The following is a 25882-nucleotide window of genomic DNA, read 5'->3' on the forward strand; positions in this document are numbered from 1 at the left end:
CGCGCCCGGTTCCCGTCATGCCGATCGCAGGCCCGCCATGCGTGCGGGATTGGGACCTTTCGTATCGTGCATTGGTTCCCCGGCCAAGGCCGATCGGCGGGGATTTCCCCCTTGCAACGACACGATTGCAGATTCGCAGGAAGCACTGCCCGCGACAACCCGCCGTTGCGGAATCAAGCGTGCCCGCAGGGTTGCAGGGGCCGGGGAAACCGCCGCAATCGCCATCGCCGCGCAACGGATTTCAACGGGCGATAGCTTCGAGCCTGCGGCGCAATTCCCCGAGCCGCAAATCGCCCGCGGCACCGGGCGACACCCGCGCAGCGAGGCTGGCCCGTGGATCGCCCTCGCTCCAGCGCGCCGGATCGGCGGCCTGTTTGTAGGCATCGCGGAACGGCACGCCCTGCTTCGCGAGGTCGACGGCGAGGTCGGCGGCGTACATCGATGGCTCCAGTGCATTGCGCATCGCCTCTGGCTTCCAATCCAGCTTGCGCAACAGGTCGGGCAGCAACGCCAGCGCGGCCAGCCCCTTGCCGAAGCCATGGAACAGCGCACCCTTCGACACCTGCAGATCGCGGTGGTAACCCGACGGCAGCGACAGCAGCTGTTCTATCTCCGCCTTCGCCGCCGCCACGCTGGCGTAAGTCGCGCGCATCAGCTCGATGACATCGGGATTGCGCTTGTTGGGCATGATCGAACTGCCGGTGGTGTACTTCGCCGGCAACGCGATGAAACCGAATTCCGCGCTGGCGAACAGCGACAGGTCCCAGGCGAGCCGGCGCAAATCGAGCATGGCGCTGCCCAACGCTTCCAATGCGGCGAGTTCGAACTTGCCACGCGAAAGTTGCGCGCAGGCCGGCGAGACCTGCATCCGCGCGAAGCCGAGCGCTTCGGTGGTGAACTCGCGATCCAGCGGCAGGTTGACGCCGTAGCCGGCGGCGGTGCCGAGCGGATTCGCGTCGATGAGGTTGCGCGTGTCGATGGCGCGCCGCGCGTCGTCGATGAAGGCTTCGGCCCAGCCCGCCCACCACATGCCGGCCGAGGACACCACCGCGCGCTGCAGGTGCGTGTAGCCCGGCATCGGCAGGGTCGCTTCGGCTTCGGCGCGATCCAGCGCGACCGTCGCGACCTCGCGGGCAAGCATCGCCACGCGCTGGATTTTTTCCTTCAGCCACAAACGCGTCGCGACCAGGACCTGGTCGTTGCGGCTGCGCCCGGCATGGAGTTTCTTGCCGGCCTCGCCGAGGCGTTCGACCAGCCGCGCCTCGATCGCGGAATGCCCGTCCTCGTAGCGTTCGTCCAGCACGAAGGCGCCGCTGCGGAAATCCTCGGCGAGCGCATCGAGCTCGCGTTCCAGCGCGGAAAGCTCGTCGCCGGACAGCATGCCGATGCGCCGGAGGCCCTGCGCATGCACGCGGCTGGCGGCGATGTCGCACGCGAAGAACTCGCGATCCAGCAGCACGTCGTCGCCGGCGAGGAAGGACTGGATCCGCGCGTCGACCGCGACCCCGGGTTTTTGCCAAAGCAGGTCAGACATCGGGAATCCCCGCGAATTCGTCCAGGCCGAACGCCAGGTTGAGGTTCTGCAATGCCTGCGTCGCCGCGCCCTTGAGCAGGTTGTCCTCGGTCGCGACCACCACGAGGCGCTTGCCGTCGTCGGACAGGGTAAACCCGCCGATGTCGATGTGGTGGCGACCGGCGATGCGGCTCACCCAGGGCGCATCGTCGACGATGTCGACCAGTGGCTCGTCGACGTAGCGGTCGAGGTAGCGCGCGCGCACCACGCCGGGCGCCATCGGCTCGCGCAGGTGCAGATTGGCGGTGATGGCCAGGCCGCGGAAATGCGGCGCGACGTGCGGCATGAATTCGACCACGTGGCCGAGCCGCGCCGAGGCCTCGCGCTCGTGCACGTGGCCGGCGAGTGCGTACGGGATGAGGTTGTCGCGCAACTTGTCCGGGTCGTTCCTGTCCGAAGGCGTGGTGCCCGCGCCGGAATATCCCGAAACTCCGAAGCACTGCACCGGGCCTTCGAGCGCGTCGAGCATCGGCGCGATGGCGAGCTGCATCGCGGTGGCGTAGCAGCCGGGATTGCTGATCCGGCGTTGTCCGACGTATTTCGCGCGGGTCAGTTCCGGCAGGCCGTAATGCCACTCCGGATCGAAGCGATGGTCCGCGGACAGGTCGATCATGACGGGATCGACGTTCGCGTCGTCGAACGCGCGCACGATGCCGGCGGCCTTGTCGTTCGGCAATGCCAGCACCACCGCGTCGGCGCCCAGCGCCGGCAGTTCTTCGTGCGCGGGCGACGCATAGCGCAGTTCGCCGCGATGCGCCGGATTGTGGTCGGACACGCGCTGCTCGGCGAGTTCGCGCGAGGACACGAACGCCAGTTCGAAACGTGGATGTCCGGCGACGAGCCGGATCAGTTCGGCGCCGACATGGCCGCGCGCGCCGACGATGCCGAGCCGGATCGGGTCAGGCTGCATTGGCGTGGTCCTCCAGGGTCGCGGGCCGCCTGGAACAATGCGCGACGCAGCGTTCGATCGCGTCGAAACCGGGCAGGCCGTACCAGAACACGTTCCATTCCACCTGCCGGATGCAACCGTCGGATTCGGCGTGGTAGAACGGATTGACCGGGTTGCCGTGGCGCGAACGCCAGAACAGCACCGGGTTCGATTCGCGCATCACCTGCCATACCGCGCGGCCGAGGCCCTCGCCCTGCGCTTCGTCCAGCACCGCGAACTTGTCGAGGTACACGCCCTCTTCCTCGCGGGTCAGGATCACCGCGGCGCGATGGTGTTCGCTGACATAGGCGCGATGCAGCTTCGTCGTTTCGAAATACCCCGGCACAAGCCTGCGCCCGAACGCGGATTCGATGAGCCCGCGCAACCGTGGCAGGTCGAGTTCGTTCCACGATGCGGCCTCGATCACGCGCTCGCCGCGACGCACCAGCGTGCCGGAACCCTTGTGCGTGAACAGTTCCTTCGCCAGCTCTTCCGGCCGGGTGATCGACACCGACGAGGCCTGCGGCAAGCCTTCGAGCAGGTCGCGGATCTGTTCCAGCTTCAGCTTCATGCCGCCGTTGATCCACGGCTGCGCAACGAGGTGTTCGTATTCGGTCGATAGGTTGATCGAATCGATCACCTTGCCGCTGTCGTCGAGCAGTCCGCCGGTGCCGGTGAGGAACACGATCTTGTACGGCTGCAGCACCTGCACCAGTTCGTTCGCGGCGAAATCGGCATTGACGTTGAGGATCTGCCCGCCGGCGGTTTCGCCGAGCGAGGCGATCACCGGGATCGAACCGGCCTGCAGGCTGGCCTGGATCGGCGCGAGGTCGACGCGCTTCACCTCACCGACCAGTCCGTATTTCTCGCAGTCAAGATAGTCGGCTTCGAACACGCCGGAGACGATGCTGGTCGCACGTGCGTCGCTGGCCTGTAACGCTTCGACGAGCTTCAGGTTCTGCGCATGGAACACCCGGCGCACGATGGCCAAGGCTTCCGGCGATGTCACGCGCAGGCCGTCGATGGCCTGCTTGACGATTCCGGCCGCGGACAATTCCGCGTCCAGCTGCGGGCCAGCGCCGTGGATCACGATGGGAGTCAGCCCCACGTCCTGCAGGAAGGCGAGCGAAGACACCAGCGCATCGAGGTCGTCGCGCAGTACCGCGCCGCCGACCTTGACCACCGCGAAGCGCGCTGCATCGAGTTGCGAGAAACGGTTGAGGTACTGCGAGATTTCCTTGGCACTGCCCATGCTCGACAGCAACCGGACGATGGTCTGCCGCGTCTGCGCGCCGTGGACGGGCATGTCGTGGAAGTCGTTCGAAGCCAGGATCGGCGTCACGACGCGTTGCCCCCGAGGATTCGGACGATGGAATCGGCGTAATGTTGGAGTTGATCCAGCGAAACCCATTCGTCCGCGGCATGCGCCTGGGCGATGTCGCCGGGGCCGTACACGAATGCGGTCAAGCCGGCCTGCGAGAACAGCGAGGCCTCGGTCCAGAAATCGACCGCATTGCCGATGGAAAGGCCGAGTTCGTCGGCGAGGTCGCGAGCGGCGAGCCGGCGTTCCTCCGCCATCGCGATGTCGCCGGCCGGCAACGACGGGCCACGGAAGGTTTCCGCGTAGCGATGCAGCGCACCGGCATCGGCGCAGGCGCCGAAACGCGCATGCAGCGCATCCACATCGTGCGACGGCAGCGGCCGGAAGCCGAAGCGCACTTCCGCGCCGGGCGCGATCACGTTCGCCTTGATCCCTCCCTCGACCTTGCCGATGTTGAAACGCAGGCCAGTCAAGCCGCCGAAACGCGCGCGGGACTCGCTTTCGACCAGATCCATCGCATTGGCGCCCCAACGCATCGCCTGGTGCAGCGCGTTCGCGACCAGCGCGTTTTCGCCGGAAGCGTGCCCGGCCTCGCCCTTGAACCTGAGCAGCACCGAACTGATGCCGCGATGGGCAAGCACGGCTTCACACCGGGTCGGTTCGGCGACGATGGCCTCGGAAAACCCGTGGTCGCGCGCGAGGAAGGCCGCGATGCAGCGCGCGTCGTTGGCTTCCTCGTCGGTGGTGAACAGGAACGCGGCGTCGCCGTTCGTCTCATTCGCCGCCGCGAGCAGTCCTGCCGCCGCACCCTTGATGTCGCAGGCGCCGAGGCCGATGGCGCGATCGGCGGTCACACGCAGCTTCAGCGGATCCGCGGTCCACGCCTCCGACGACGGCACCGTGTCGAGGTGCGCGTTGAACACGCGCCGTGGATTGCCGCGCACGGCGAACAGCGACACCGCGCCGTCGCCGTGGTCTTCGACCTCGACGCGGAATCCGGGCAGCTGCGCGCGGAGGTAGTCGAAGATGCCGGCGGTGCCGATCCGGCGCGGCGGGTTGCGGGTGTCGAACGACACCAGCGCTTCGAGGTGGCGAAGGATATCGGCCAGCATCACGCGCCCCCGTTCACCTGTGCCCACAACGTCGAACTCATGCCGAACAGCTTGATGAAACCCTCGGCTTCCTCCACGCCCCAGTCCGCCGACTGCGCGTAGGTCGCGCCCTTGGAATTGAGGATGTGCGGCGAACGCACGGCGATCGCATCCGCGCGACCGCCATTCGTGCGCAATACGACTTCACCGTTGACCTTGCGCTGGGTGGACGCGAGGAAGGCTTCGAGGTCGGCCTTGAGCGGGTCGTGGTAGAAACCTTCATAGACCAGTTCCACCCACTTGCGCCCGACCTCCGGCTTGAAGCGATTCTGCTGCTTGCTCAGCACCGCTTCCTCCAACGCACGATGCGCAGCGAGAAGCGCGGTCAGCCCCGGCGCCTCGAACACGATGCGGCCCTTGAGCCCGATGGTGGTGTCGCCGGTGTACAGGCCGCGGCCGACGCCGTACTGGGCGAACATGGTGTTGAGTTTCGCGAGCAAAGCCGCGCCCGGCAGTTCGTTCCCGTCCAGCGCGACCGCTTCGCCTTCGATGAAGCGCAGCGTGACTTCCAGCGCTTCAGCCGGCCACTGCTCGCGCCGCGCGCACCAGCCGCGCGCGCCTTCGCCCGGAGCTTCCCATGCGTCGATCTCGCCGCCAGAAAGCGTCACGCCCAGCAGGTTCTCGTTGATCGTGTACTGCTTCTGCTTGCCGCGAACTGCGTAGCCGCGTTCCTCGAGATAGACCTGCTCGTAGGCGCGGGTCTGCGTGTGTTCCTTCTGGATTTCGCGGATCGGCGCCACGATGCGGTAATCGCCGCTTGCCTTCACCGCGAGGTCGAAGCGCACCTGGTCGTTGCCCATGCCGGTGCAGCCGTGGGCGATGGCATTGGTACCGAGGTCGTTTGCGCGCGCCAGTGCGGCATCGACGATCAGGTAGCGATCCGACACCAGCAGCGGGTACTGCGACTGGTAGCCCTCGCCCGCCCACACGAACGGCTTGACGAAACCGCTCCACAGCGCCGGCCCGCCATCGACGGTGACATGCGAGGCCACGCCGAGTTCCGCCGCACGCGCTTCGATGAAGCTGCGCTCATCGGCGTCGACGCCACCGGTATCGGCGAACACGGTGTGCACGTTCCAGCCGCGTTCCTTGAGCCAGGGCACGCAGAAACTGGTGTCGAGTCCGCCGGAAAAGGCAAGGACGATGTCGCAGGAGTCGTTGGGGGTGGTCATCGGAGTCTTTTCGTGGGCTATTGGTTCGCGAGCGCGGCCATCACCGCCTTCTGCACGTGCAGGCGGTTCTCGGCTTCGGCTATGGCGATGCAGTTGGGCGAATCCATCACCGCATCGGTCGCCTTGACGTTGCGGCGCAGCGGCAGGCAGTGCGAGAACACGCCGTTGTCGGTCAGCGCCATCTTCGCTTCGTCGACGATGAAGTGCCTGTAACGGTCGCGGATGGGTTTTTCCGCCGCCCAGTTGCCGAAGTACGGCAACGCGCCCCAGCTCTTGGCGTACACGACGTCGGCACCGGTGTAGGCGGATTCGATGTCGTGGCTGATTGCGAACGAACCGCCGCTCTCGGCGACGTTGGCGTTCGCCCAGCCGATATAGCGCTCGTCGAGGATGAAATCCGGCGTCGGGCATAGCAGGGTCACGTCCATGCCCATGCGGGTTGCAATCGTCAGCGCCGAATTCGCCACCGCGGTGTTCAGCGGCTTGGGGTGGTAGGTCCACGTCAGGACGTATTTCTTCCCGCGAAGATCCGTCGTACCGAAGTGTTCCTGCAAGGCCTGCACGTGCGCCAGTTCCTGGCATGGATGGGTGATCGTTTCCATGTTGATCACCGGCACTGGCGAGTATTTCGCGAAGGACTTGAGCACCTGGTCCTCGCGATCGTGCCGCCAGTCGACGAATTTCGGGAACGCGCGCACGCCGACCAGGTCGACGTAACGGCCCAGCACCTTCGCGACCTCGGCGATGTGCTCCTCGGCCTCGCCGTCCATCACCGTGCCGAAGTCGAATTCGATCGGCCACGCATCCTTGCCCGGCTGCAGCACGACGGCGTGACCACCGAGCTGGAACGCGCCGAGTTCGAAGCTGGTGCGGGTGCGCAGCGACGGATTGAAGAACACCAGCGCGATCGACTTTCCCTTCAACTGGTCGCCGGGCTTGTCGCACTTGAACGCGGCCGCCTGCGCCAGCAAGGCGTCGAGCTCGGCACGGCTCCAGTCCTGGGTGTTGAGGAAATGTCTGATCGAAGCCTGTTTCATGGGAAATTCCGGGAGAAATCGAGGAGCCAGAAACGAAAAAACCCGGCGCGATGGCCGGGTTCGTGCAGCGCAAGCGGATGCGCGCGTTATCCGGCGAGGCGTCGGGTCAGCGGTCGGCGCGCGCGCGAGGTCATCCCCGCCGCCATGCGGGCGGAAGTCAGGACAACGGCGGTGGCGCGACTCATCGGCATGCAGGGATCGTCGCATGCGACCGTGCGGGGTGCAAGCTCAGTTGTCCGATTCGGTCGCTTCGTAGGGGGTGATGGACACCCGCACCCGCAACATGTTGCCGGGATCGCTGGCCAGCCGCGAACGGAATTTCATGCCCTTGTAGATGTAGTCCACGTCGTAGGCGATGGGCGTGCGATAGGTGCGTTGCACCGTGGCCGGCTGGCAGTCCTGCGGCGCGTCGGCGGCCTTGTGCCCGTCGCGCGTGATCACGCCCTTCACCGCCTGCGCCATCCGCGACAACGTCCCCTCCGGCTTGGCCTTGGCCGCGGGCGTGCACTCCTGCTCGACCGTGGTCGCGCGCAAGGTCTGGTAGACCGGCTCGACGCGCAGTACCTGCGCATAGCCCACCCGCACGTTTTCGACCGGAAGCACCCGCACCTGCTGCGCGGACGCCGGCACCGCCGCCAGCAGGCAGGCGACGACGAGATGCCGGAAGCGCAGGGGCCGGAAGGTGGGCATCGCGCGAGTTTAGGCGCGCAAGGCCACCGGCTGCTGAATCGCCGCTGTCGCGCCGGGGACGCGACCGCTAGAATTCACGTCCCCCACGCGCGACCCGTCCATGGGCACGTCTTTGCACGGCATGCAGCTCTACAACACGCTGACACGGCGGGTCGAGCCGTTCGCGCCGCTCGATCCCGCCAGCCCGACCATGTACCTGTGCGGGCCGACGGTCTACAACTACGTGCACATCGGCAACGCGCGCGGGCCGGTGGTGTTCGGCGTGCTGGCCGCACTGCTGCGCCGGCGCTTCGGCGGCCTGCGCTATGCGCGCAACATCACCGACGTCGACGACAAGATCAACGCTGCGGCGAAGGAACTGGGCGCGCCGATTTCCACGATCACCGACAAGTACGCCGCCGCCTACCGCGAGGACATGGCCGCGCTGGGCGTGGACGGCGAATTCGCCCCGGACATGGAGCCGGAGGCGACCAAGCACATCGATCGGATCGTGGCGATGATCGAACGCCTCATCGCCGATGGACATGCCTACCCTGCCGAAGGCCACGTGCTGTTCGCAGTCGCCAGCTTCGCCGGTTACGGCAAGCTCTCGCGCCGCGACCCCGAGGAAATGCTGGCCGGCGCGCGCGTGGACGTGGCGCCGTACAAGCGCGATCCCGGCGATTTCGTGCTGTGGAAGCCTTCGACCGACGATCTCCCCGGCTGGAATTCGCCCTGGGGCCGCGGTCGCCCGGGCTGGCACATCGAATGCTCGGCGATGGCCGAAGCGCACCTCGGCGACACCATCGACATCCACGCCGGCGGCATCGACCTGCAGTTCCCGCACCACGAGAACGAGGTCGCGCAGAGCGAATGCGCGCACGGCGGCAGGCCCTTCGCGCGCTGGTGGCTGCACAACGGCATGCTGAATTTTGGCGGCGCCAAGATGGCGAAATCGGTCGGCAACATCCAGAGCGTGCACGAACTGGTGCGCGAACACCCGCCGGAAGCATTGCGCTATGCCTTGCTGTCCGCGCATTACCGCCAGCCGCTGGAATGGTCGGATGCGTTGATCGAACAATCGGTGCGCACTCTCGATCGCTTGTACGGCACGCTGCGCGACCTCGTCGATGTCGATGCATCGCCGACGATTCCAGCCGAAATCGAAACGACGCTCGACGACGACCTCAACACGCCGCAGGCATTGGCGGAAATCTCGCGTATCGCCGGCGAAGCGCGCAAGGCGACTTCGCCGATGGATCGTTCAATGCTCAAATCGCAATTGCTCGGCGCGGGCCTCGCACTCGGCCTGCTGCGGCAGGATCCGGCCGCGTGGTTCGCGCGCGGCGTGTCGGGTGACGACGATGCGCGCATCCAGGCGCTGGTCGACGAACGCAACGCGGCGAAGAAGAACCGCGATTTCGCCCGCGCCGACGCGATCCGCGAGCAGCTCGCCGCGGAAGGCATCCTGCTCGAGGACACGCCGCAGGGCGTGCGTTGGAAGCACGCATGAGCGATTCGCCCTTCCCCCTCGAACCCACGCCTGCCGAAGCGCAGGCCGCCATCGCCGACGAATTCGCGTTGTTCGGGGACTGGTCCGAGCGCTACCAGTACCTCATCGACCTCGGCCGCAAGCTGCCGCCGTTCCCGGAGGAATGGAAGACCGAAGACCGCCGCCTGCTCGGCTGCCAGTCCAAGGTGTGGATCGTGTCGTCTGGCGACGCCTCGAAACTCGACTTCGCCGCCGCCAGCGATTCGGCCATCGTCTCCGGCCTGGTCTACCTCGCGCTGCGCGTGTATTCCGGCCGCAGCGCGCGCGAGATCCTCGACACGCCCGCGGACTACATTTCCGCGATCGGCCTCGCGAAGCACCTCTCGCCGACGCGCAGCAACGGCCTCGCCGCCCTGCTCGCCTCCATCCGCCAGCGCGCGCAGGACGCGTTGGCCGCATGAGCGAAGCCATCGCACAAATGCCGGCGCAGCCCGGGGAATCCCCGTTGCGCTCGGTCGGTTTCCGCTGGCTGATGCTGTTCCGCATCTGCACCCTGCTGTCGTATCAGGTCGCGGCGGTGACGGTCGGCTGGCACATCTACGAGCTCACCCGCGATCCGTGGTCGCTGGGCCTGGTCGGGCTGGCCGAAGTGATTCCGTTCTTTTGCGTGGCGCCGTTCTCCGGCTACCTGGTCGACCACCTGCCGCGGCGCAAGCTCGGCGCGGCGGCCTGCCTCGGCCTGGCGATCAACGCCGGCGCGCTGGCCCTGATCGCGCATGGCGCGCTGCCGACATCCGCGTTGTGGCCGATCTACGCGGCGGTCGCGGTCGGCGGCGTCGGCCGCTCCTTCCTCGGTCCGGTCTACAACGCCTTGTTCGCGCGCGTGCTCAAGCGCGAGCAGTTCGGCCGCGGTGCGAGCATGGGTAGCGTGGTGTTCCAGGCCGGGTTGGTGCTCGGGCCCGCGCTCGGCGGCGTGCTGGTGGGCGTGGCCGGCAAGTCCGTGTCGTACGGCGTGGCCGCGGTCTTCGCGGTCGCGGCGGCGCTGGCGTTGCTGCGGATGCGGGTCACCGAGCCGGCGCAGACCCTGCAGCGTGGACCGGTGTTCGCGAGCATCGCGCAGGGCATGCGCTTCGTCGCATCGAACCAGATCATGCTCGGCGCGATGGCGCTGGACATGTTCTCGGTGCTGCTCGGCGGCGCGGTGTCGATGCTGCCCGCCTTCATCAAGGACATCCTGCACCAGGGCCCCGAGGCGCTGGGCGTGATGCGCGCGGCGCCGGCGATCGGTTCGATCTGCGTGGCGATCTGGCTCACCCGCCATCCGCTGCAGCGCAATGCCGGGCGCATCCTGCTGTTCGCGGTCGCCGGCTTCGGCCTGTGCACGATCGCATTCGCGCTGTCGCGCCATTACTGGCTGTCGGTCGCGCTGCTGGTCGCCTACGGCATGTGCGACGGCGTCTCGGTGGTGCTGCGTTCCACCATCCTGCAGCTGGTGACGCCGGACGACATGCGCGGCCGCGTTTCGTCGATCAACAGCATCTTCATCAGCTCATCGAACGAACTCGGCGCGTTCTACGACGGCACCATGGCGCGCCTGCTCGGCCTGGTGCCGGCGGTGATGATGGGCGGTTTCGTCACCCTCGGCGTGGTCGCCGCCACCGCGCGCCTCGCGCCGCGATTGCGCAAGCTGGATTTGCGCGAACTGCACTGATGGAACGAAAAACCCCGCCGAAGCGGGGTTTTCGTCGAAACCGGAGATTCAATCTCCAATTTGCTTTTGCAGATGTTCCCAACGCTCCTGCTCGTCGATCGTGCGCTCGGCGGTGAGGCGCGCCTCGAGCCGATCCAGGCCGATCTCCTCGCCCGAATCGACGCTGTAGCCGTATTCGCCGGATTCGACGCGCTTGAGCGTGGAATCGATCTTGCCGATCAGCTTGCGGTAGCGGTCGCGGGTGCGCAGTTCCAGCGAGTTCTCGGTTTCGCGGGTGGCACGCTCGGCCTCGTCGCCGATGTCGCGCACTTCATCCTTGAGGTTCTCGATGGTCTGCTTGGATTCTTCGACCAGGTCGTCGCGCCACTGCAGCAGGCGCTGGCGGAAATACTCCAGCTGCAGCGGACCCATGTATTCCTCGGCCGGATCCGGACGATAGCCCTTCGGCAGGATCGGGCGACCGGTGTCGTCGCTCTGGTAGGCGACGACCTTCACCTTGCCCTTCGCCGCCGGCGCGGGCGTACGCGCCGTCACGGCAACCGCGACCTTGCCGACGGGGCGCGGTGCGGGTGCCGGACGGGCTGCGGTCACCGGCGACGCCGGATTGCCTGCCAGGGCGACAGCAACACCCTGCTTGTTCGGCTTGGGATCGACCGCCGGCTTGGTGGGCTTGGGCGCAGGCTTCGGAGCGGGAGCAGGCTTGGCCGCGACCGGCTTGGGCGCGGGGGCCGGCTTCGCGGGCTTGGCCGGCGCCTTGGCGACGACGGCCTTCTTTTCCGGCTTGGGCGCGGCCTTGGCCACCGACTTCTTCGCCGGCGCGGGCTTCGCGGCCGGCTTGGCCACGGGCTTTTTCGCAACGACCTTCTTCACGGCCTTGGCCACGGGCTTTTTCACGGCCACGGACTTCGCCGGCGCGGCTTTCTTCGTCGCCGGTTTCTTCGGCACGGGCTTCTTCGCCACCGCTTTCGCGGGCTTGGCGGTCTTCTTGGCGGGCTTGGCGGCCTTCTTCGCGGGTTTCTTCACTGCCACTTGCACGTATTCCTCTGGTTCCCTTGAGCCGGGAAAGCGCGCTGTTATACCCTGCCGGGACTACAGCGGCAACCGCGCAAGCCTGCGCGAAACCGCGTACAAACCCCGTGATCGAACGCCTCCTCATCCGATTGCTGCGCGGCTACAAACGCTGGATCAGCCCGCTGCTGGGGCCGCGTTGCCGATTCACCCCAACTTGCTCGGAATATGCGATGACGGCGGTCGAACGCTTCGGCGCCTGGCATGGCGGCTGGCTCGCGCTGCGCCGCATCGGCCGCTGCCATCCCCTCAATCCCGGCGGCCACGACCCGGTGCCGCCCGCCACTGGAGAACATCGATGCCGGACACCCTGATCGTCAATGCGCGGCTGGTGAACGAGGGCCGCGAATTCGACGGCGACCTGCGCATTTCCGGCGACCGCATCGCCGGGATCGGCAGCGGGCTTTCGGCGCGCGGCGGCGAAACGGTGATCGACGCGAACGGCCGGCGCCTGCTGCCCGGGATGATCGACGACCAGGTCCATTTCCGCGAACCGGGCTTGGAATACAAGGCCGACATCGCGACCGAATCCGCGGCCGCGGTCGCAGGCGGCCTGACCAGCTTCATGGACATGCCCAACACCCGGCCGCCGACGCTGGATGCCGGCGCGCTGGAGGACAAGTACCGCCGCGCGGCCGGGCGTTCGCGCGCCAACTTCGGCTTCTACATGGGCGCGTCGAACGACAACCTCGACGCGATCCGCGCGATCGACCCGCGCGCCACGCCGGGCGTGAAGGTGTTCATGGGCGCATCCACCGGCAACATGCTGGTGGACGACCCGCAGGTACTGGACGGCATCTTCCGCGAATCGCCGGTGACCATCATCACCCATTGCGAAGACACGCCGATGATCGACGCCAATGTCGCCGCGTTCCAGGCGAAGTACGGCGACGACATCCCGGTCGAATGCCATCCGGACATCCGTTCGCGCGAGGCCTGCATCAAGTCCACGCGTCTGGCGATCTCGCTCGCGCGCCGCCACGATTCGCGCCTGCACGTGCTGCACATTTCCACCGCCGACGAACTGGCGCTGTTCGAACGCGGGCCGCTGATCCGCGCGGATGGATCGCGCAAGCGCATCACCGCCGAAACCTGCGTGCACTTCACGCGTTTCGACCGCGGCGACTACGCGCGCCTCGGCAACCTGATCAAGTGCAACCCGGCGATCAAGGATGCAAGCGACCGCGAAGCGATCATCGCCGCGCTCGCCGACGACGTGCTCGACGTGCTCGCCACCGACCACGCGCCGCACACGCTGGAGGAGAAGGCCAAACCCTACGCACAGGCACCGAGCGGCCTGCCGCTGGTGCAGTACGCGCTGGTCGCGGCGCTGGAACTGGTGCACGAAGGCAAGCTCAGCACCACGCAGGTGGTGCAGAAATTTGCGCACGCGCCGGCCCAGCTGTTCGACGTGGCCGAACGCGGCTTCCTGCGCGAAGGGAATTTCGCCGACCTCGTGCTCATCGACGACACACCGTTCACCGTGCGCCGCGAGGACGTGCTGTCGAAATGCGCCTGGTCGCCGTTCGAAGGCACCACGTTCCATTCGCGCATCGCCTCGACCTGGGTCAACGGTCAACTCGCATGGGATGGTTCGAAACTGGTCGGCGAGCCGGTCGGTTCGCGGTTGGCGTTCGCGCGATGAGGGGTTTTCGTTCTCGCATTTCCCTCTCCCCTCGTGGGAGAGGATGTCCCGAAGGGACAGGAGAGGGGGCGTGTGTTTTCCCCTCTCCCGGCGCTACGCGCCACCCTCTCCCTCAAGGGGAGAGGGGAAAAGCCAAACGCTGGATTCAGGCTTTCGCCGGCCGCGTTTCACGGCGCTTGTTGCCGTGTATGACGAGCCTATTGCTTCTCGTTGCCTGCACCGCCCTCGCACAGACACCAACACCGCCCGCAACGCCGATGGTTGGTGGCGGCGGCGCGATCCCGACCCGCGCCACGCGCCTGCCGACATCCGTGTCGCAAGGCGCGATGGTCGTCGGCAACACGCATCCCGCGGCGATCGTGCAATACGCCGGGCGCACACTGAGCGTCGCGCCGGACGGCGATTTCGTGTTCGGCGTCGGTCGTGACGAAAAAGGCCCGTTGATCGTGAAGATCAAGCAGCCCGCGACCGGCTGGATCGAGCACAGCATCGCCGTCACCGCGCGCGACTGGCCGATCGAGAACATCAAGGGCGTGCCGCCGAAGACGGTGAACCCGCCGCCGGAGATCGCCGCGCGCATCGAACGCGAACAGGCGCAGGTCTCCGCCGCGCGTACCCGCGATGGCGATGAAACCGGCTTCGCCCAGCACTTCGAATGGCCGGTGCATGGCCGCATCAGCGGCCGCTTCGGCAACGCGCGCGTGTACAACGGCCAGCCCGGTTCCGGGCATTCGGGCATGGACATCGCGGTGCCGCAGGGCACGCCGGTGAAAGCGCCGGCCGACGGCGTGGTCACCTTCGCCTCGCCGGATCTCTACCTCACCGGCGGCACCGTGCTGCTCGACCACGGCCACGGCATCAGCAGCAATTTCCTGCACCTCTCGCGAATCGACGTGAAGGTCGGCGACGTGGTGAAACAGGGCGACGTCATCGGCGCCGTCGGCATGACCGGCCGCGCCACCGGCCCGCACCTGCACTGGGGCATGAGCTGGTTCGACGTGCGGATCGATCCATTGTTGGTGCTGGAGCGCGGGAAGTGATGTGCAGCAATTCGGCGAGACTGGTTCCGCTGCGAGCTGCAATCGCCTTCATTGTGTTACTTGCAGGAATCCCTTTCTCTGCGTTCGCCGTGAAATCATGCTATTCGACCATCACCAACAACGCGCCAAAAACAAAATGGCTGCGATTTCCACGCATATTGATCTTGCTGGATGATCCAGCAGAAGGTCTCAAGCAGCGAAAGTCAGCCAAGGCGCTCGATTGGGTCGAAGGTCCGGACAAAACCTATTTCAAAGGGGAGTTCGGTGACAGTTTCTGGATGCTCGATCACGGCCGACTCATCATCGCGATCGGAAGCGGGTTAGACGGCATTCGGATTTCCCTGTCCGAATCCATGGGTGGTTACGAAGGCACGGCGGTAAATTACTCAGATGGCCCCATGCCGCCAGGAACCAAGCCGGAGACTTACGAAGTGAAATTGCATCCGGTCACATGTCCACGGCCGTAGGCTGGGATGAAATCTCAGCAATTACGCGACGTAATCAATACGGTCGCGGCTGTAAGCCGCTCCTACAAAATCAGGCGTTGACGCCACTTACCCACGCCACCACGTCATGCGGATGCAGGCTTTCGAAGCAGACGTAGCCCGGGTAAGCGGAGCGCACCCGGGGTTCCTATTCTATGGCGAAATCCCGGATGCGGCCTGCGGCCTTATCCGGGCTACAAGTGCTAGCGAAATGCCGTAGGGCGGAACCCGCGAAGCGGTTTCCGCCGGAAACCTGGCCGGAACGCATCCGGCGGAATCGCCTGCGGCGGTTCCGCCCTACAATTCAGGCATTGACACCTGAAACCCGCGCCATCGCGTCGTGCGGGTGCAGGCTTTCGAAATGCGACACGGTCGCGTCGTAGCGTTCGACGCGAGGATCGTTGGCGAGCACCGAAGCCACGCGGCGCGCGGCGTCCTCGCAGAACATCAGGTTCTCGGCATTCAACCGCGCGAAAGCCTGTTCATCCTCGCGCTTCACCGCGGTCTGCACAGGCGTCGCCAGCGCCGCCTCCAGCGCATCGACCAGCGCGAGCAGCGGCAATTCCTCGAACTGCGGTTTCAGTTCGACATGCACCTGCGCGCGGCTACGCTGCGCATGCGGCGTCGCGGCCATGCCGCGATCGGAAGCGAGCCAATCGCGCACAACGCCCACTGACAGCGGTCGCGCCGCTGCGAAATCCTCGGCGAAGCGCTCCGCATTCGCCTGCCGCGACAGTGCGGCCGACGCGGGACAGGTGCTGGAATATTCGACCGCGAACGACAACGCCAACTGCAGATGGCCATCGGCGAGCGTCGCTTCGATTTCGACCGGATAACGCTTCCATCCGGCGAAGCCGCTTTCCAGCGCAGGTCGCTGCAACAGCGCGTCGTAGCGGATGTGCAGCCGCGCCTGCGTGGCCAGGCCCTGTTGCGAGGCGATGCCGTCCTGCAGCAGGTGGCGCAAGCCGGCCGGGGTGATGGCTTCGCGCGCGAGGCCGTCCTGCAATTGCAGGTACAGCCGCGACATGTGGATGCCGCGCGCGTCGGCGTTCTTGAGATTCACCGCGACATCGATGTCGGCCGCGACCTGCAACTGGCCACCCTGCCCGTCGGGGATGCGCACCGGCAGCGCGATGTGGTCCATGCCGACCCAGTCCAGCGGGCGCGCAAGCGCGACGGTGTCACCGGCGACATCGGGCAATTGGGCGGGATTGCGGTTAGCCATGCGCGCCATTCTACCGGCGCGGGCGGGAACGCCCCCGGAACGCTGCGTTCAGCTACGCGCGATGACGCGGCAACGCCACGGCAGGGTCAGCCGCGACCAGGACGACGGCGAACGGCCATCGGCGGTGGCCTGCAGGCGTTCGCGCACCAACAGGGCCTGCAGCCGACCCGGGATCGAGCCGTGGTGCGGCGGCGCCCAGCGCTGCAGCAGGCGTGCGGCCCAGGCCTGTACTGCATTCCCGCCGGCTTCGCCGCGGATCGAGTCCGGCACCGCGACTTCGCCCTGCCGCAACAGGCGTTCCGCGAGCAGGCCGTACACCACGCTGCGCGGCGGCGGCGGCGATGGCGGTGGCTGTGCGGCATCCGCGAACAGGGTGATGCCGATGCCGGCCACTCCCTCGGCGAAAGGCTCCAGCCGGATCGCGGCCTGATCCGGATCCGGTGCGATGCCCCGGCTCGCGAACAGGGAGGGGATCGAATCGGCCAGCAGGATCCACGGTACCGGTTGCTTCTGCAGCACCGCCCCGAGCGGGTGTCGCCTCCGGCCCTGGGCCCAGCCCTGGAGTTCTTCCCGCCACCACGCCAGCTTGGCCTCGCCCGGGCGCGGATCTTCGCCGGCCCAGGCGGCTTCGGTCAGCTCATGCCGCAGCGCGAACCAGGCCGATGCCACCTCGCGCTGTTCCTCGGGCACGAACGTCTCCGCCACCGACCATTCCGGCCAGTGTTCTCGCCATTTGGCGATGAACTCCGCAGGGGCGGCATCGTTGTCCATCACGGCCACCGTAACGGATCGAGCAGGTCCGCCGCCACTTCCACCAGCATGTCGCCGCCCCACCCTGCCGGTTGTTCGTCCGGAAGGCGATAACCCCAAAGCGCGACCACCGATTTCATCCCGGCTGCGCGCGCGGCCTCGATGTCGCGCTGGTCGTCGCCGACGTAGACGCAATCGGCGATGTCCGCGCCCAGCGTTCGCGCCGCATGCAGCAGCGGCAACGGGTGCGGCTTGCGTTCGGGCAAGGTATCGCCGCCGATCAGGATTGCGCAGCGCGATTCCCAGCCGAGCTGCGGCAACACCAGCCTGGCGAGGTATTCCGGCTTGTTGGTGACGATGCCCCAGCGCGCGCCATCGACCTCGATCGCATCCAGCAGTTGCGCGACGCCATCGAACAGGACGCTGTGCCTGCCGAGTTCCTGTTCGTAGGTGTCGAGGAACTCGCGGATCATGTCCTGCGGCACGTCGCCGCCAAGTTCCGGGAAAGCCGCGGCGCTCATCGCGCGCGAACCACGCGACACATGTGGGCGCAGCTCTGCCAACGGCATCGGTCCCTGCCCGCGGCGTTCGCGCATGCGGTTGATCGTCGCAACCATGTCCGGCGCGCTGTCGAGCAACGTGCCGTCGAGATCGAACAGCGCGAGTTTGGGGAAATGCCGGGAACCGGATGGATCCGGCTCTCGCCTTTCCTGTTCCCCGACCCCTGCCCCCTGATCCCTGCCGTTCATGGCTTGCGCGCGCAGGCCAGGTAATTCACGTCCGTGCGCGACACGATCCTCGCGCTGTTGCGCCACGGCTCGTAGGCGAGGCCACTCACGTCCTCGAGTTCCAGTCCCGCTTCGCGCAGCCACGCGGCGAGTTCGGAGGGTTTGATGAAATCGCGGTACTGGTGCGTGCCTTTCGGCAACAGCCTTGCGACGTATTCGGCACCGACGATGGCCACGGCGAACGCGGCCGGCGTGCGGTTGAGCGTGGACACGAACAGGCGTCCGCCGGGCTTGAGCAATTCGGCGCAAGCTTCGATCACCGACGCCGGCTCCGGCACGTGTTCCAGCATTTCCATGCAGGCGATGGCATCGAACGATGCAGGCATCTCGTTCGCAAGCGCTTCGATCGGGGATTCGCGGTAATCGACCTTGACGCCCGACTCCAGCCCGTGCAGGCGCGCGACTTTCAGCAAATTCGGCGCAAGGTCGATGGCGGTGACGTTGGCCCCGGCCAGCGCCAGTGACTCGCTCAGCAGGCCCGCGCCGCAACCGACATCGAGCACCGCGGCATCGCGCAGCGTGGTGCGTGCGGCGATGTAACCGAGCCTCGCGGGATTGAGCGCATGCAGGGCTTTCTGCGGGCCATCGGGATCCCACCAGCGTTGCGCGAGCTCGTCGAACTTGTCGAGCTCGCCCTGGCGGAAATTGCCGGATGCCGTGCTCACGATGTCCGCACCGCCGCAATCCGCTCGCGCCACTGCCGCGCGTTCGCGACGATGGCCGCGGCGTCCATGTCGACCAATTCGCGTTCGCGCAGCTTGCGCGCGCCGGCGATCCACACATCGCCGACCTGGTGGCGGCCGGTGGCGTAGATGATCTGCGACACGACATGGTGCAGCGGTTGCGTTTCCAGCGGCGACAGGTCGATGCAGGCGAGGTCGGCCTGCTTGCCCGGCTCGATGCTGCCGATGCGGTCGTCCCAGCCCAGCGCCTTCGCCCCGCCCAGCGTCGCCGCGCGCAACGCGGAGAACGCGTCGAAGCCGGCGGCGTCCTGCGCCACCGCCTTGGCGAGGATCGCCGCGGTGCGGGTTTCGCCGAACATGTCGAGGTCGTTGTTCGAAGCGCAACCGTCGGTGCCGATGGCGAGGGTCACGCCCGCGCGTTCCAGCGCACAGGCCGGGCAGAAGCCGGACGCGAGCTTGAGGTTGGATTCCGGGCAATGCACCACGCTCACGCCGCGTTCGGCGCAGAGGAGGATCTCGGCTTCGGTCAGCTGGGTCATGTGCACCGCGATCAGGCGATCGTTGAACAGGCCGAGCCGGTCGATGCGCGCGATCGGGCGCTGGCCGTGCTTTTCGACGGACTGTTCGACTTCCTGCGCGGTTTCGTGCAGGTGCAGGTGCACCGGGATGTCGAGCTGGTCCGACAACATGCGCACGCGTTCGAAATTGGCGTCGTTGACCGTGTACGGCGCATGCGGCGCGAACGCGGTGGCGACCAGCGCATCGTCGCGCCACTGGTCATGCACTTCGCCGGCGCGTTCGAAGTATTCGTCGTCGGACTTGGCCCACGCGGTGGGGAAATCGATCACCGGCAGGCCGACCCGCGCGCGGAAACCGAAGCGCTTGTACGTGGCCCCCTGCACGTCGGGGAAGAAGTAGTTTTCGTTGGCGCAGGTGGTGCCGCCGCGCAGCATCTCGGCAATGGCGAGGGTCACGCCGTCGGCGACGAAGTCCGGGCCGATCACCGCGGCCTCGATCGGCCAGATGTGCTGCTGCAGCCAGACCTTCAGCGGCAGGTCGTCGGCGACGCCGCGCAGCAGCGTCATCGGGTTGTGGCAGTGGGTGTTGACCAGGCCCGGGATCAGCGCGCCGTCGGGGCGCGACACCGTTTCCTTCGCGTCGTAGCGTGCGCGCGCCTCGGCGATGGGCAGCACCGCGAGGATGCGCCCGCCGGAAACGACGACGGCGTGATCCTCGAGGACCACGCCGTGCGGAACCACCGGCACCACCCAGCCGGCTTCGATGATCAGATCGCAGGCCTGCGGGGCGGACTCGGTCATCGGCTTATTTCACCCGCGACACGTATTCACCGCTGCGGGTGTCGACCTTGATCATTTCGTCCTGGCCGACGAACAACGGCACGCGCACCACCGCGCCGGTTTCCAGCGTGGCCGGCTTGCCGCCGGTGCCGGCGGTGTCGCCCTTCACGCCGGGATCGGTCTGGACGATCTTCAGCTCGACGAAGTTCGGCGGCTGCACCGCGATCGGGTTGCCGTTCCACAGCGTCACCACGCAGGCTTCCTCGCCCTTCAGCCACTTCTCGGCGCCGCCCATGCCGGCCTTGTCGGCCTGCACCTGCTCGAAGGACTCCTGGTTCATGAAGTGCCAGTACTCGCCGTCGGCGTAGAGGAACTGCATGTCGGTGTCGACCACGTCCGCCTGCTCGACGCTGTCGGTGGCCTTCATCGTCATTTCCACCACGCGGCCGGACTTGATGCTGCGGTACTTCACCCGGGTGAAGGCCTGGCCCTTGCCCGGCTTGACGTATTCGGTCTCGGTGATGATGCAGGGGTCGTTGTTGACCAGGATCTTCTGGCCGGTCTTGACGTCGTTCATGCCCAGGCTGGCCATGGGTGCTCCTGTCTCGCCATCGCACGGACGGCTAAAATATTGATTCGGAAGTTCCGGCGATGCCGGAACGCGCTGATTCGAAGCCGCAATGATACCCGCTGCCCCCATCCGACCGCATCCTGCGGCTGCGTCGCCCGACTGGCGACGGGCCTGGCGCGAGGCCGTGCGCGATCCGCGCGAACTGCTGGCGATGCTCGGGCTGGAATCGCTGGCCGGGCGCATCGCGCCGGAAGCCGCATCCGCATTCCCGCTGCGGGTGCCGCGCGGTTTCGTCGCGCGCATGCGCCATGGCGATCCGGGCGACCCGCTGCTGCGCCAGGTCCTGCCGCTCGACGACGAGGACCGGATCGTACCGGGCTTCTCGGCCGACGCGGTCGGCGACGAGGCCGCGCGACGCGGCGGCGGGCTAATCCACAAGTACCGCGGGCGCGCGCTGCTGGTCGCGACCGGCAGTTGCGCGGTGCATTGCCGCTACTGCTTCCGTCGCCACTACCCCTACGCCGAGGACACCGCGGCGGCGGCCGGATGGCGCGAGGCGGTGGCGGCGATCGCGGCGGACCATACGATCGAGGAAGTGATCCTGTCCGGCGGCGATCCGCTTTCGCTCGCCGACCACAAGCTGACCGAGCTCACCGACGCGCTGTGCGGCATTCCGCACGTCCGCCGTCTGCGCATCCACACCCGCCTGCCGATCGTCTTGCCCGAACGCGTCAATGGCGGTTTCCTCGCATGGTTGCGTTCGCTGCCCTGGCCGGTGGTGGTCGTGGTCCATGCCAACCACGCCAACGAATTCGATGCGAACGTGGATGCGGCCATGGCCGCGCTGCGCGATGCGGGCGCGACGCTGCTCAACCAGTCGGTGTTGCTGCGCGGAGTGAACGATTCGGTCGAAGCCCTCGCGAACCTGTGCGAACGCGGCTTCGCCGCCGGCGTGCTGCCCTACTACCTGCACCAGCTCGACCGCGTGGCCGGCGCCGCGCATTTCGAGGTCGGCGACGCCGAGGCGCTGGCCCTGCATGCCGCGCTTGCTGCGCGCGTGCCGGGCTACCTGCTGCCGCGGCTGGTCCGCGAAATCGCCGGCGATCCGGGCAAGCGTGCGCTCGCCCCGGCGTGGACGCCGCCGCCGCCTTCGTGTAATTAGGCGTTTCCCCCACCGGAGATCCGCATGTCGAAGGGAACCGACGCCGCGCTGCGCCTCGTCGTGGTCGACGACAGCGTCGAGGACGCCGAGGCCATCGTCAGCGGACTGCGCAACGCCGGCATCGCCATCCGTCCGCAGCGCCCAGCCTCGGCCGAGGAGCTTTCCACGCTGCTGTCCGGGCAAGCCATCGACCTGGTCCTGGCCTCGCGCAGCGCCCAGGCGATTCCGTTCGACGAGGCGATGCAACTGGTCGTCGGCAGCGGCAAGGACATCCCGGTGCTGGTCCTGTTCGACGACATCGATGCCGCTGGCGTCGCGGCCGCGCTCGGTGCCGGCGCGCGCGCGATCGCCCTGCGCGACAAGCCGCAGCAACTGCTGCAGGCGGTGCGCAACGAATGGGCCGACCTCGACGCCCGCCGCGCCCTGCGCCGGCTCGAGGCCCAGGTGCGCGAGACCGAGCGCCGCTGCGACGCGCTGATCGAATCCTCGCGCGAGCCCATCGCCTACGTGCACGAGGGCATGCACATCCGTGCGAACTCGGCCTATCTGGAGATGTTCGGCTTCGATTCCTTCGACGACGTCGAGGGCATGTCGCTGCTGGACCTGGTCGCGCCGCGGCACGTTGCCGACTTCAAGCAGCTGCTCAAGCAGTTGAGCAAGGGCGAGGCGCCGCCGCCGAGCTACGAGCTCGAGGCGCGCGGCATGGACGGCGAGGAATTCCCGGCGGTGATGGAGTTCACCCAGGCCAGCTACGAGGGCGAGGCCTGCGTGCAGGTGGTGTTCCGCCGCCAGGAACTTGCGAACGACCCGGAACTGGCGCAGAAACTCAAGGACCTGCAGGAACGCGATCCGGTCACCGGCCTGCTCAACCGCCAGACCTTCCTGCGCACGCTGGAGGACGCGATTTCCGACGCGGGCAAGAACCAGGCGCGGCACGGCCTGCTGCTGGTCGAACCCGACCACTACCAGCGCCTGCTGCACGACATGGGCCTGGACGCGTCCGACGCCATCCTCGCGGCCATGGCCGGGCGCCTGAAGGGTGCGCTGCAGGGCGATGCCGTGGCGGCGCGCTTCGGCGAACACAGCCTCGCGGTGCTGCTGCACGGCGGCGACCACGTCGGCACGCCGGCGTTGGCCGAGCGCATCCGCGCCGCGTTCGCCGACGGCATCTTCGAGGTCGGCGACCATTCCAGCGCGATCACCGCCAGCATCGGCGGCGTGCAGATCGGCGAAAAGATCGCCAACGTCTCGCAGGTGCTGGCCAGGGCCAACCAGGGCGTGCAGTCCGCGCTCGGCGTGGGCGGCAACCGCTTCGAGATCTTCGACCCCAGCGCCACCGACCGAGCCGAGGAGGAACGCATCCAGGCCTGGGTCGCGCGTTTGCGCGACGCGCTGGACAAGGACCAGTTCGTCCTGCACTACCGCCCGGTGATTTCGCTGCTGGGCGAACCGGAACCGCTGTACGAGGCCTACCTGCGCCTGGACGCGGGCGAAGGGGAAATGGTCGGCCCCACCACGTTCATGCAGATCGCCGAAGAACACGGGCTGCTCGCCGAGATCGACCGCTGGGTGGCCGGCCACGCGATCGCGGTGCTCGGCGAACGCCTGAAGTCGGGCAAGCCGGTCACCCTGCTCATGCGCATCAGCCAGGATTCGTTGGGCGACGAACGCTTCGCCAAGCACATCGCGGAAACCCTGCTCGCGCGCGGCGTGCCCGGCGACCGGTTGGTGCTGCAACTGTCCGAGTCCAAGGTCTTCACCCACATGCGCGACGTGCAGTCGCTGATCGAAAGCCTGCGCAAGCTCGGCGTCCGCACCGGGCTGGAGCAGTTCGGCGCGGGCATCGATTCGATGCAGCTGCTCACGCACGTGACTCCGGCCTTCCTCAAGCTCGACCGCAGCTTCATGGAGGACCTGCCGAAGAACGCCGACAACCAGAAGCGCATCCAGGCCATTGCGGCCCACGCGCGCGAGCACGGGATGCGCAGCATCGCCGAGTTCGTGCAGGACGCGGCCAGCATGTCGACGCTGTTCTCCTGCGGCGTGGACTACGTCGAAGGCGATTTCCTTGCCCTGCCGAGCGCGGAGATGAACTACGAATTCGAATAGCGGTAAGCCGTGAGCGGTGAGCGGTGAAATCGAAAAGCCCGCCGGATGGCGGGCTTTTTGTTGCAGCGAATCGTACGATTCGTCAGCGGATCACGCCTTCCCGGATCGAATTGCCGCCGAGCGGTGCGTTGCGCAGCGCGGCGATGCGTTCCTCCAGCGGCGGATGGCTCATCAGCAACCTGCCGAGGCCGAGGCTGCCGCCGCTGATGCCGAACGCGGCCATCTGCTTGGGCAGGGTGCTTTCGCCGTGGTTCTGGGCGAGGCGTTCCAGCGCGGCGATCATCTTGTCGCGGCCGGCCAACGTCGCGCCACCGGCGTCGGCGCGGAACTCGCGGTGGCGCGAGAACCACATCGCGATCACACTGGCGAAGATGCCGAACACCAGCTGCAGCACATTGACCACGATGAAATAGCCGAAGCCGCCACCGTCGCGATTGCCGGAAATGTAGCCATCGACAATGCGGCCGACGACGCGCGCGAGCACGATGACGAAGGTGTTGAGCACGCCCTGCAGCAACGCCATCGTCACCATGTCGCCGTTGGCGACGTGGCTGACCTCGTGGCCGAGCACCGCTTCGGCCTCGTCGCGGTTCATCGCCCGTAGCAAACCGGTCGAGACCGCGACCAACGCATGGTTGCGGTTCGCGCCGGTGGCGAAGGCGTTGATTTCCGGCGCGTCGTAGACCGCGACATCGGGCATGCCGATGCCGGCTTTCTGCGCCTGCCGTTGCACGGTCGAGACCAGCCACTGCTCGGCTTCGTTGCGCGGTTGGGTGATGACCTGCGCGCCGGTGAAGTGCTTGGCCACCCATTTCGACATCAGCAGCGAAACCAGCGAGCCGCCGAAGCCGAACAGCGCGGCCATCACCAGCAGGCCGGTGAACTGCTGCGGGTTTACCTTGAACACGGACATGACGATGCTGACCAGCATCAGCACCGCGAGGTTGGTGGCGAGGAACAGGCCGACGCGCTTCAACATGGTTGGTTCTCGATTCCCGCGCGACCGGCGCGGACACGGGCTTAGTGTGGCAGGCGCGGGTTAAATTCAAGCCAACCATGGACATGCCTGCCCCCTACCGCGGTCGTTTCGCGCCCTCGCCCACCGGCGCCCTGCATTTCGGCTCGCTGGTCGCCGCCTTCGGCAGCTGGCTGGCGGCGCGCCGCGCCGACGGGGAATGGCTGGTGCGGGTCGAGGACCTGGACCCGCCGCGCGAGGTCGCCGGCGCCGCCGAGGCGCAATTGCGGGCGTTGGCAAGATTCGGGTTCGAAGCCGATGGCGCGATCTGGCGGCAATCGCAACGCGGCGAAGCCTACCGCGCCGCGCTCGATCGCCTGCTGGCGGACGGACTCGCGTTCGAATGCCACTGCAGCCGCAGCGAACTCGCGAGCGAAGGCGGCATCCACCGGCAATGCATTCCCGGTGCGCACCGCCCGGACCCGGCCATCCGCCTGCGCGTCCCCGACGGTTGCGACATCGCGTTCGAGGACGCGGTGCACGGGCGCATCGTGCAGCGCGTGGATCGCGAAGTCGGCGATTTCGTGCTGCGTCGCGCCGACGGGCTCTGGGCCTACCAGCTCGCGGTGGTCGTGGACGATGACGCGCAGGGCATCACCGATGTCGTCCGCGGCGCCGACCTGCTCGATTCCACCCCGCGCCAGATCCTGCTGCAGCGCACGCTAGCCCTGCCGACGCCGCGTTACCTACACCTGCCGCTGGTGGTCGACGACGACGGCCGCAAACTGTCGAAATCGCTGGCCGCGCTGCCCGTCGACCCGGCCGATCCACTGCCCGCCTTGCGCGCGGCCTGGACCGTGCTTGGGCAGGACACGGCGGCGCTTGGAGGCATCGCCGGACGCGATGCCCTGCTCGCGGCCGCGATCGCCGCGTTCGACCCGGCGCGCATCCCGCGCGGACCGGTCGCGATGTCCGCCGCGTTGCAACATGCGTGATGCGGAGCGAGGTCTAGAATCGATCGCAACACAACACGGACAAGGACAGGAACC

25 protein-coding genes are annotated in these 25882 nt (G+C 67.3%); 10 read left to right on the forward strand and 15 right to left on the reverse strand.

Annotated elements, in window-relative coordinates; genetic code table 11:
• Positions 1 to 241 precede the first annotated feature (241 nt).
• The 7 genes from argH to FNZ56_RS04355 all read right to left on the reverse strand — a co-directional run bounded on the left by argH (position 242) and on the right by FNZ56_RS04355 (position 7872).
• On the reverse strand, positions 242 to 1534 hold the full coding sequence (gene argH, locus FNZ56_RS04325; protein WP_143878665.1) for an argininosuccinate lyase: 1293 nt from the start codon (positions 1532 to 1534) through the stop codon (positions 242 to 244).
• Positions 1527 to 2483 carry an N-acetyl-gamma-glutamyl-phosphate reductase gene (gene argC, locus FNZ56_RS04330; protein WP_143878666.1) on the reverse strand — a complete coding sequence of 319 codons (957 nt, stop codon included), beginning with the start codon at positions 2481 to 2483 and terminating at the stop codon, positions 1527 to 1529. Before argC ends, argH begins: the two co-directional genes overlap by 8 nt.
• The gene (locus tag FNZ56_RS04335) at positions 2473 to 3807 is read right to left on the reverse strand and encodes an acetylglutamate kinase (RefSeq protein WP_143880265.1); all 1335 of its coding nucleotides are present in this window, start codon (positions 3805 to 3807) and stop codon (positions 2473 to 2475) included. The genes argC and FNZ56_RS04335 overlap by 11 nt, the downstream gene beginning before the upstream one ends.
• 32 nt (positions 3808 to 3839) lie before the next feature.
• Positions 3840 to 4934: an acetylornithine deacetylase gene (locus tag FNZ56_RS04340; RefSeq protein ID WP_143878667.1), complete on the reverse strand. Its 1095-nt coding sequence runs from the start codon at positions 4932 to 4934 to the stop codon at positions 3840 to 3842.
• Complete coding sequence (locus FNZ56_RS04345) at positions 4934 to 6145, reverse strand: argininosuccinate synthase (protein ID WP_143878668.1); 1212 nt, start codon at positions 6143 to 6145, stop codon at positions 4934 to 4936. The genes FNZ56_RS04340 and FNZ56_RS04345 overlap by 1 nt, the downstream gene beginning before the upstream one ends.
• Positions 6146 to 6162: 17 nt before the next feature.
• Positions 6163 to 7182, reverse strand: coding sequence for an N-acetylornithine carbamoyltransferase (locus tag FNZ56_RS04350; RefSeq protein WP_143878669.1), 1020 nt, complete (start codon positions 7180 to 7182; stop codon positions 6163 to 6165).
• 228 nt (positions 7183 to 7410) lie between these two features.
• Positions 7411 to 7872, reverse strand: a complete 462-nt coding sequence (locus FNZ56_RS04355) for a hypothetical protein (RefSeq protein ID WP_143878670.1) — start codon at positions 7870 to 7872, stop codon at positions 7411 to 7413.
• 121 nt (positions 7873 to 7993) lie between these two features.
• On the opposite strand from FNZ56_RS04355, the gene cysS reads away from it, so the two are divergent.
• From cysS to FNZ56_RS04370, 3 genes are read left to right on the forward strand one after another with little or no spacing between them, the layout of a single operon-like run.
• On the forward strand, positions 7994 to 9364 hold the full coding sequence (cysS, locus tag FNZ56_RS04360) for a cysteine--tRNA ligase (protein WP_407070507.1): 1371 nt from the start codon (positions 7994 to 7996) through the stop codon (positions 9362 to 9364).
• Complete coding sequence (locus FNZ56_RS04365; protein ID WP_143878672.1) at positions 9361 to 9804, forward strand: SufE family protein; 444 nt, start codon at positions 9361 to 9363, stop codon at positions 9802 to 9804. The genes cysS and FNZ56_RS04365 overlap by 4 nt, the downstream gene beginning before the upstream one ends.
• Entirely contained in the window at positions 9801 to 11054 is a 1254-nt protein-coding gene (locus FNZ56_RS04370; protein WP_407070500.1) for an MFS transporter, read from the forward strand. Before FNZ56_RS04365 ends, FNZ56_RS04370 begins: the two co-directional genes overlap by 4 nt.
• A gap of 48 nt (positions 11055 to 11102) precedes the next feature.
• Here FNZ56_RS04370 and dksA read toward each other — a convergent pair whose 3' ends face one another.
• Positions 11103 to 12083, reverse strand: coding sequence for an RNA polymerase-binding protein DksA (gene dksA, locus FNZ56_RS04375; RefSeq protein WP_143878673.1), 981 nt, complete (start codon positions 12081 to 12083; stop codon positions 11103 to 11105).
• A gap of 107 nt (positions 12084 to 12190) precedes the next feature.
• On the opposite strand from dksA, the gene yidD reads away from it, so the two are divergent.
• The 4 genes from yidD (at position 12191) to FNZ56_RS04395 (ending at position 15274) form a co-directional block, all read left to right on the forward strand.
• Positions 12191 to 12436 carry a membrane protein insertion efficiency factor YidD gene (gene yidD / locus FNZ56_RS04380; RefSeq protein WP_221933318.1) on the forward strand — a complete coding sequence of 82 codons (246 nt, stop codon included), beginning with the start codon at positions 12191 to 12193 and terminating at the stop codon, positions 12434 to 12436.
• On the forward strand, positions 12421 to 13767 hold the full coding sequence (locus tag FNZ56_RS04385) for a dihydroorotase (protein WP_143878674.1): 1347 nt from the start codon (positions 12421 to 12423) through the stop codon (positions 13765 to 13767). The genes yidD and FNZ56_RS04385 overlap by 16 nt, the downstream gene beginning before the upstream one ends.
• A gap of 188 nt (positions 13768 to 13955) precedes the next feature.
• Positions 13956 to 14807, forward strand: a complete 852-nt coding sequence (locus tag FNZ56_RS04390; protein ID WP_143878675.1) for a M23 family metallopeptidase — start codon at positions 13956 to 13958, stop codon at positions 14805 to 14807.
• Positions 14807 to 15274, forward strand: a complete 468-nt coding sequence (locus FNZ56_RS04395; protein WP_143878676.1) for a hypothetical protein — start codon at positions 14807 to 14809, stop codon at positions 15272 to 15274. Before FNZ56_RS04390 ends, FNZ56_RS04395 begins: the two co-directional genes overlap by 1 nt.
• A 322-nt stretch (positions 15275 to 15596) precedes the next feature.
• On the opposite strand, the gene folE2 is transcribed toward FNZ56_RS04395, so the two are convergent.
• From folE2 to efp, 6 genes are read right to left on the reverse strand one after another with little or no spacing between them, the layout of a single operon-like run.
• Positions 15597 to 16517 (reverse strand): GTP cyclohydrolase FolE2, encoded by a 921-nt coding sequence (gene folE2, locus FNZ56_RS04400; RefSeq protein ID WP_185970793.1) that lies wholly within the window; start codon positions 16515 to 16517, stop codon positions 15597 to 15599.
• 48 nt (positions 16518 to 16565) lie between these two features.
• Entirely contained in the window at positions 16566 to 17288 is a 723-nt protein-coding gene (locus FNZ56_RS04405; RefSeq protein WP_143878678.1) for an isoprenoid biosynthesis enzyme family protein, read from the reverse strand.
• Entirely contained in the window at positions 17288 to 18016 is a 729-nt protein-coding gene (gene gph / locus FNZ56_RS04410; RefSeq protein ID WP_143878679.1) for a phosphoglycolate phosphatase, read from the reverse strand. Before gph ends, FNZ56_RS04405 begins: the two co-directional genes overlap by 1 nt.
• Positions 18013 to 18720 carry a bifunctional 2-polyprenyl-6-hydroxyphenol methylase/3-demethylubiquinol 3-O-methyltransferase UbiG gene (gene ubiG, locus FNZ56_RS04415; RefSeq protein ID WP_143878680.1) on the reverse strand — a complete coding sequence of 236 codons (708 nt, stop codon included), beginning with the start codon at positions 18718 to 18720 and terminating at the stop codon, positions 18013 to 18015. The genes gph and ubiG overlap by 4 nt, the downstream gene beginning before the upstream one ends.
• Positions 18717 to 20057 (reverse strand): TRZ/ATZ family hydrolase, encoded by a 1341-nt coding sequence (locus FNZ56_RS04420; RefSeq protein ID WP_143878681.1) that lies wholly within the window; start codon positions 20055 to 20057, stop codon positions 18717 to 18719. Before FNZ56_RS04420 ends, ubiG begins: the two co-directional genes overlap by 4 nt.
• 4 nt (positions 20058 to 20061) lie before the next feature.
• Positions 20062 to 20628: an elongation factor P gene (gene efp / locus FNZ56_RS04425; RefSeq protein WP_143878682.1), complete on the reverse strand. Its 567-nt coding sequence runs from the start codon at positions 20626 to 20628 to the stop codon at positions 20062 to 20064.
• A gap of 88 nt (positions 20629 to 20716) precedes the next feature.
• Between efp and epmB the strand changes: the two genes are divergently transcribed.
• Both epmB and FNZ56_RS04435 read left to right on the forward strand, forming a co-directional pair.
• Complete coding sequence (epmB, locus tag FNZ56_RS04430; protein ID WP_143878683.1) at positions 20717 to 21769, forward strand: EF-P beta-lysylation protein EpmB; 1053 nt, start codon at positions 20717 to 20719, stop codon at positions 21767 to 21769.
• A gap of 24 nt (positions 21770 to 21793) precedes the next feature.
• Positions 21794 to 23878, forward strand: a complete 2085-nt coding sequence (locus FNZ56_RS04435) for an EAL domain-containing protein (protein WP_143878684.1) — start codon at positions 21794 to 21796, stop codon at positions 23876 to 23878.
• Positions 23879 to 23960: 82 nt separating this feature from the next.
• On the opposite strand, the gene htpX is transcribed toward FNZ56_RS04435, so the two are convergent.
• A complete protein-coding gene (gene htpX, locus FNZ56_RS04440) occupies positions 23961 to 24857 on the reverse strand; it encodes a protease HtpX (RefSeq protein ID WP_143878685.1) in 897 nt (298 codons plus the stop codon).
• Positions 24858 to 24934: 77 nt separating this feature from the next.
• Here htpX and gluQRS point away from each other — a divergent pair, with 77 nt between their 5' ends.
• Positions 24935 to 25828, forward strand: coding sequence for a tRNA glutamyl-Q(34) synthetase GluQRS (gluQRS, locus tag FNZ56_RS04445; protein WP_143878686.1), 894 nt, complete (start codon positions 24935 to 24937; stop codon positions 25826 to 25828).
• Positions 25829 to 25882: the final 54 nt, after the last annotated feature.

It is taken from the genome of Lysobacter lycopersici (assembly GCF_007556775.1).
GTDB classification, from domain to species: domain Bacteria; phylum Pseudomonadota; class Gammaproteobacteria; order Xanthomonadales; family Xanthomonadaceae; genus Pseudoluteimonas; species Pseudoluteimonas lycopersici.

Excerpts from the sequence above, each read along its gene's own strand:
- FNZ56_RS04405 (WP_143878678.1), bottom strand. The coding sequence starts at position 17,288 with ATGGACAACGATGCCGCCCCTGCGGAGTTCATCGCCAAATGGCGAGAA.
- FNZ56_RS04355 (WP_143878670.1), bottom strand. The coding sequence starts at position 7,872 with ATGCCCACCTTCCGGCCCCTGCGCTTCCGGCATCTCGTCGTCGCCTGC.
- FNZ56_RS04340 (WP_143878667.1), bottom strand. The coding sequence starts at position 4,934 with ATGCTGGCCGATATCCTTCGCCACCTCGAAGCGCTGGTGTCGTTCGAC.
- cysS (WP_407070507.1), top strand. The coding sequence starts at position 7,994 with ATGCAGCTCTACAACACGCTGACACGGCGGGTCGAGCCGTTCGCGCCG.
- FNZ56_RS04365 (WP_143878672.1), top strand. The coding sequence starts at position 9,361 with ATGAGCGATTCGCCCTTCCCCCTCGAACCCACGCCTGCCGAAGCGCAG.
- FNZ56_RS04350 (WP_143878669.1), bottom strand. The coding sequence starts at position 7,182 with ATGAAACAGGCTTCGATCAGACATTTCCTCAACACCCAGGACTGGAGC.
- FNZ56_RS04370 (WP_407070500.1), top strand. The coding sequence starts at position 9,801 with ATGAGCGAAGCCATCGCACAAATGCCGGCGCAGCCCGGGGAATCCCCG.
- FNZ56_RS04385 (WP_143878674.1), top strand. The coding sequence starts at position 12,421 with ATGCCGGACACCCTGATCGTCAATGCGCGGCTGGTGAACGAGGGCCGC.
- argH (WP_143878665.1), bottom strand. The coding sequence starts at position 1,534 with ATGTCTGACCTGCTTTGGCAAAAACCCGGGGTCGCGGTCGACGCGCGG.
- htpX (WP_143878685.1), bottom strand. The coding sequence starts at position 24,857 with ATGTTGAAGCGCGTCGGCCTGTTCCTCGCCACCAACCTCGCGGTGCTG.
- gluQRS (WP_143878686.1), top strand. The coding sequence starts at position 24,935 with ATGGACATGCCTGCCCCCTACCGCGGTCGTTTCGCGCCCTCGCCCACC.
- efp (WP_143878682.1), bottom strand. The coding sequence starts at position 20,628 with ATGGCCAGCCTGGGCATGAACGACGTCAAGACCGGCCAGAAGATCCTG.
- folE2 (WP_185970793.1), bottom strand. The coding sequence starts at position 16,517 with ATGGCTAACCGCAATCCCGCCCAATTGCCCGATGTCGCCGGTGACACC.
- FNZ56_RS04395 (WP_143878676.1), top strand. The coding sequence starts at position 14,807 with ATGTGCAGCAATTCGGCGAGACTGGTTCCGCTGCGAGCTGCAATCGCC.
- argC (WP_143878666.1), bottom strand. The coding sequence starts at position 2,483 with ATGCAGCCTGACCCGATCCGGCTCGGCATCGTCGGCGCGCGCGGCCAT.
- FNZ56_RS04345 (WP_143878668.1), bottom strand. The coding sequence starts at position 6,145 with ATGACCACCCCCAACGACTCCTGCGACATCGTCCTTGCCTTTTCCGGC.
- FNZ56_RS04435 (WP_143878684.1), top strand. The coding sequence starts at position 21,794 with ATGTCGAAGGGAACCGACGCCGCGCTGCGCCTCGTCGTGGTCGACGAC.
- epmB (WP_143878683.1), top strand. The coding sequence starts at position 20,717 with ATGATACCCGCTGCCCCCATCCGACCGCATCCTGCGGCTGCGTCGCCC.
- FNZ56_RS04335 (WP_143880265.1), bottom strand. The coding sequence starts at position 3,807 with ATGCCCGTCCACGGCGCGCAGACGCGGCAGACCATCGTCCGGTTGCTG.
- FNZ56_RS04420 (WP_143878681.1), bottom strand. The coding sequence starts at position 20,057 with ATGACCGAGTCCGCCCCGCAGGCCTGCGATCTGATCATCGAAGCCGGC.
- FNZ56_RS04390 (WP_143878675.1), top strand. The coding sequence starts at position 13,956 with ATGACGAGCCTATTGCTTCTCGTTGCCTGCACCGCCCTCGCACAGACA.
- gph (WP_143878679.1), bottom strand. The coding sequence starts at position 18,016 with ATGAACGGCAGGGATCAGGGGGCAGGGGTCGGGGAACAGGAAAGGCGA.